The sequence below is a fragment of the Streptomyces silvae genome, from assembly GCF_016745505.1.
GTDB classification, from domain to species: domain Bacteria; phylum Actinomycetota; class Actinomycetes; order Streptomycetales; family Streptomycetaceae; genus Streptomyces; species Streptomyces silvae.
This window is the reverse complement of the sequence record NZ_JAERUC010000110.1, coordinates 1-4,539: the sequence shown is the minus strand read 5'-3', so window position 1 is coordinate 4,539 and position 4,539 is coordinate 1. Positions and strand designations below refer to the sequence as shown.

Sequence of the window (4,539 nt, the reverse complement as noted above, 5' to 3'; positions counted from 1 at the left end):
CGAAGCCCTCGACCAGCTCGCCATGGAACACCTCATCGGCATCCGCTGACCCCACCCCCCGGGCTCCCCGACGGCCACACCACCACCGCCGGGCAGCCCGGGGCCCGGCATGGGCCGGCTGTCAGGCGTCCATGGCCGAGGGCGGGGCGTACGCCACCGGGTCGGCCAGCACGTCCTGCACCACCAGCGCCGCCGCGCCCCGTGCCGCGTCACCCGCGACCGACGACGCGCGCAGCCTGCCGCCGCCCCGGGACCAGAGGCCGGAGACCACGCGGCCCGTCAGCTCCTGGTCGGCCGGCGGCGAGAGCCACGGCATCAGGCCCCGGTATATCCCGCCGAGCACCACCGCGTCCGGGTCGAACAGATTGACCGCACCGGACAGCACCTGCCCCAGCATCCGCCCGGCGTCGGCCACCGCGGCCAGTGTCACCGGATCACCGGCCTGCGCCCGCCGCTCCAGCTCCATCACTCCCGCGGCCCCGCCCGCGGTCTCGTCGATGCCCGCCGCGCGCAGCAGGGCGGACTGGCCGGCGTACTGCTCCAGGCAGCCCCGCGAGCCGCACCGGCACTCCGGACCCGCCGGGTCCACCACCACATGCCCGATCTCCCCGGCGAACCCGTGCGCGCCGCGCAGCAGTTCGCCGTCCAGGACCAGGGCGCCGCCGACGCCGATCTCGCCCGTCAGATAGAGGAAGCTGCGGACCGCGTCGAGTCCGCCGAACCACAGCTCCGCCAGCGCGGCGAGATTCGCCTCGTTCTCCGAGCGCACGGGCAGCGGCGCCGTGCCGGGACGCAGACCGGCGAGCGCGTCCGCGAAGAGCTCCTCGGCGGGGACCTGGTTCCAGCCCAGGTTCGGGGCCTGGCGTACGGAGCCGCCCGACACGAGCCCGGGCAGCGCCAGCGCCGTACCGACCGGGTACAGATCCTGCTCCCGCGCCGAGTCCAGGGTGCGGGCGGCGATCCCCGCCGCCCGGGCGAGGACCTCTTCGGGCGGGGCGCCGCGGTTGTCCAGGTGCTCGGTCTGCCGTACCCGGCCGGTGCCCGCCAGATCCACGACGCACACCGACACGTAGTCGATGTTGACCTCCACGCCGAGACCGGCGGGCCCGGTGCGCGCCACCTTCAGGGCCGTGCCGGGGCGCCCGGCCTGACCGCTGAACGTCTTGCCCGACTCGGTGACGAACCCGCTGTCCAGCAACTGCTCGACCAGGGAGGACACCGCGGCGCGGGTCAGTCCCACCCGGGCCGACACCCCGGCCCGGGTGGCCTCGCCGGCTTCCCCCTCGTCCCGTACGGCGCGCAGCACGAGGCTCAGGTTGTGGCGCCGCACGGTGTCCTTGTCGGCCTTGGACCCCAGGGGCGTGAGGTAGCTCTTCATATCGTCGCCGAGCCTATGCGATGCCTGCCCGGACACCGCCCGCGGTACGAGGCCCGGGGCCGTGCCCCTACAGGCCGGCGGCCTTTGTCACCGCGCGCAGGTCGACGAACTTGAAGCCGGTCGCCTCCCGGCCCTCCTCGGCGCCCGACGCCGAGGTCTCGTGCCCGTCCTGGACCACGAGCAGCCCGTGCGGGTAGCGGGAACCCAGCGGCTCGGCGAGCACCGCGGCACCGTCGCACTCCTCGCTGCCGTCGAGGTCGGCCGAGGCGGCGGTGACACGGAAGCCGCCCACATAGGCGTTGCCCCCGGAGGCCTCGCGGCCGTACACGGCGAAGGAGTCGTCACCCTGGCCCGACGCCATGAGGTAGCCGCGGCCGCCCTTCCGGAAGAGGGTCAGGCCCTCCACGTCGGCCGCCAGCCGCTTGCCGCCGAACCCGGGGTCACGGCCGGGGGCGCACTCCTCGGTCTCCGGGTCGTACGTCCCGGGGACGCCGTACTCGCGGACCTTGTCCACCAGGACCGGGCGCCCGTCGAGGCCGGCGGGCAGCCGCCAGATGCCGACGTCCTCCTGACCGGCGTACAGCGTGCCGTTCTCCGGGTCGACGACCATGCCCTCGACCTGGGGCAGCTCTCCCGGCTCGCCGCACGGCGTCCACGAGGTGCCGTCCGGGAGCCGGAAGGCCGAGGGGAGGGAGAGGGTGCGCACCTTCCGGTAGCCCACCGTGCCCGCCGCCGTCGGGCGCAGCTCCAGGAGAGCGAGGTCCGTGGTGTTGCGCCGGCTGACGAGCGCGTACGAACGCCCGGAGGAACGGTCCTGCCAGGTGGCGAGTCCGTACGCGGTCCGCTGCTCGTTGATCTCGGCCTGGCCGGAGGAGAAGACCGGGGCGGCGGCCGGGTCCGTGATGTCCTTCAGGGGGCCGCCGGGCTGCGAGGGATCGATCCGGTAGATACGGAGTCGGTCGTTGCCCCGGTCGCTGACCACGGCCACGTCGGCGCGGCCGGACGGGGTGCGGAGCCCGCCCACGAGGTCGACGTTGTTGAACCGGCCCGGGGCGTCGTCCTCCGTCGCGGGTGACGGGGCCGCGATCGTCTGCACCAGGGACGCGTCCAGGCCGTGGACCCGCAGCCCGCCCTCCTTGGCGGTGGCGACGACCAGACTGCGCCCGGGGGCGGCGTCGTTGCGCCAGATCGCGGGGTCGTCGGCGTTGGCGTTGCCGCCCGCCTCGTCGTCGTACAGCGCGGCCGTCTCCGCCGTCGGCCGGACGGACGGCAGCGTCCGTGCGTGGGCCGGGAACAGCGGGACGAGGGTGATCAGCGCCGTACCGAGGAGGGCGGTGGCCGCCAGGCGAGGGGAGCGGTGCATGCGCACGGATGCTTCCTGTCGTGAGAGGAACCTGAGAGGGAACCTGAGAGGGACATGTCCATGACTCGTCAGGAAGTGTCGGACGGCGCGGCGGTGGCCGGGTGTCGCGTCCATGAGGGGGACATGGGCGCCAGGTGAATTCGCGGTGCGGCGGGGGGCCGGGGCCCGGCGACGCACGTCACCGGGCCCCGGCCCCCCCGTGTTCTGCCTGGAGCGGTTCCCCGGCTCAGGGGCGCGCGCCCCTGGCCTCCAGCATGTCCGCCATGAGCGAGATCTCCGACTCCTGGGCGCGGGCCATCCCGGCCGCCAGGTCCCGGATCTCGTCCGTGGCCGCCGAACCGGCCGCCGCGCGGGCCATGTCGGCGCCCGCGCGGTGATGGACGGTCATCAGCCGCAGGAACCGCACCTCGGCGTCCCTGCCCGACGCCGCCCGCAGCCCGTCCAGCTGGGTGTCCGTCGCCATGCCCGGCATGAGTGAGCCGTCGGACGCGGTGACCGGGTGGCCCATCCACTCCATCGGCGGCCGCTCCGAACTCTTGGGCCTGCCCCAGGACTCCAGCCAGCCCAGCATCATGCCCCGCTGATTGGCCTGCGTGTTGATGATGTCGTACGCGAGGCGGCGCACGTCCTCGTCCTCGGTGCGGTCCCGGACGAGGAACGCCATCTCCACCGCCTGCTGATGGTGGACCGACATGTCCCGGGCGAACCCCACATCGGCCGAGCTCTCCGAGGGCGCTCCGGCGGACGCCCCGGAGCCGGACGGAGAGGCCGCCGAGGGCCGTACGACCATCAGCAGCACGAGCCCCACGGCCACGACGAACACCACCGCCCCCGCCCACACCAGCGAACGCGGCAGGCGTGCGACGGAGCTCACTTGGCGACCCCGCCGGAGCAGGCGGCGCCCGGCTCGGGGGTCTGCGCGCCCTGGACGTACTTGGTGAAGAACTGCGCCACGCGGGCGTCGGTGGCGCTCTTCACGGTGAGCTGCTTGCCCCAGGCGCTGAGCATCAGGGGGTCCTTCTGGTCGGCCACGGGGCTCATCAGGGAGTAGGGCGTCTTCGAGACGCGCTCCGAGAACGCCTTCACGTCCGCGTCCTTCGCCTTGTCGTTGTACGTGACCCAGACCGCGCCGTGCTCCAGGGAGTGGACGGCGTTCTCCTTCGGTATCGCCTCGGTGTAGATGTCGGCGTCGCAGTTCATCCAGACCGGGTTGTGGTTGCCGCCGACGGGCGGGTTCATCGGGTAGTCCACAGGCGTCTCGACATGGTCCTGGGTCAGGTCGTCCCAGGACTTCTCGCCGGTGACGGGCGAGGTCCTGGCCTGCTCCTCGGCCTTGTCCTTGTCGTCGGCGGCCGACATCAGGTAGCCGCCCCCGGCGACGAGGCCGGCGACCACGACGACGGCGGCGGCGATGGTGATGATGCGGCTGCGGCGCTCGCGGGCCCGCTCCTTGCGGCGCGCCTCGTCGAGCTTGGCGCGGCGTGCGGCGGCGGGGCTGTTCTGGTTCTTGGCGGAAGCCATGTCAGGTCCTCGGGTCCGGCGGATCGCGTGCGCGCGGGACGCGTCACGCGGGGGAACTGGGCATGCGTACGGCCCGCCTCACGCGCCGACGGCGCGGAGGACGGGATCGCACGGCCCTAGGGCGTGTTTTGAAAGTCCCGCCTGCCCGGCGGCGTCTGGCACGCACGCTCGCGGCGTTGCAGAAATGCCCTGGTAGCTCCTCCCCCATAGCCTGAAGGGCATGGGAGGGGCCCCCACCGAGAACATTTCCGCGCCTTGCGATCGCACGCACCAGACG

Annotated in this window: 4 protein-coding genes; all 4 read right to left on the bottom strand. The window is 73.6% G+C overall.

Annotated elements, in window-relative coordinates:
* Window positions 1–121: 121 nt before the first annotated feature.
* The 4 genes from JKV81_RS17030 to JKV81_RS17015 all read right to left on the bottom strand — a co-directional run bounded on the left by JKV81_RS17030 (window position 122) and on the right by JKV81_RS17015 (window position 4,262).
* On the bottom strand, window positions 122–1,378 hold the full coding sequence (locus JKV81_RS17030; protein WP_129266605.1) for an ROK family protein: 1,257 nt from the start codon (window positions 1,376–1,378) through the stop codon (window positions 122–124).
* A 67-nt stretch (window positions 1,379–1,445) separates the two neighbouring features.
* A complete protein-coding gene (locus JKV81_RS17025) occupies window positions 1,446–2,741 on the bottom strand; it encodes a phytase (protein WP_202076618.1) in 1,296 nt (431 codons plus the stop codon).
* Window positions 2,742–2,967: 226 nt separating this feature from the next.
* Window positions 2,968–3,531: a DUF305 domain-containing protein gene (locus JKV81_RS17020; protein ID WP_206738692.1), complete on the bottom strand. Its 564-nt coding sequence runs from the start codon at window positions 3,529–3,531 to the stop codon at window positions 2,968–2,970.
* Between the two features lie 80 nt (window positions 3,532–3,611).
* Complete coding sequence (locus JKV81_RS17015; RefSeq protein WP_129266608.1) at window positions 3,612–4,262, bottom strand: thioredoxin-like domain-containing protein; 651 nt, start codon at window positions 4,260–4,262, stop codon at window positions 3,612–3,614.
* Window positions 4,263–4,539: the final 277 nt, after the last annotated feature.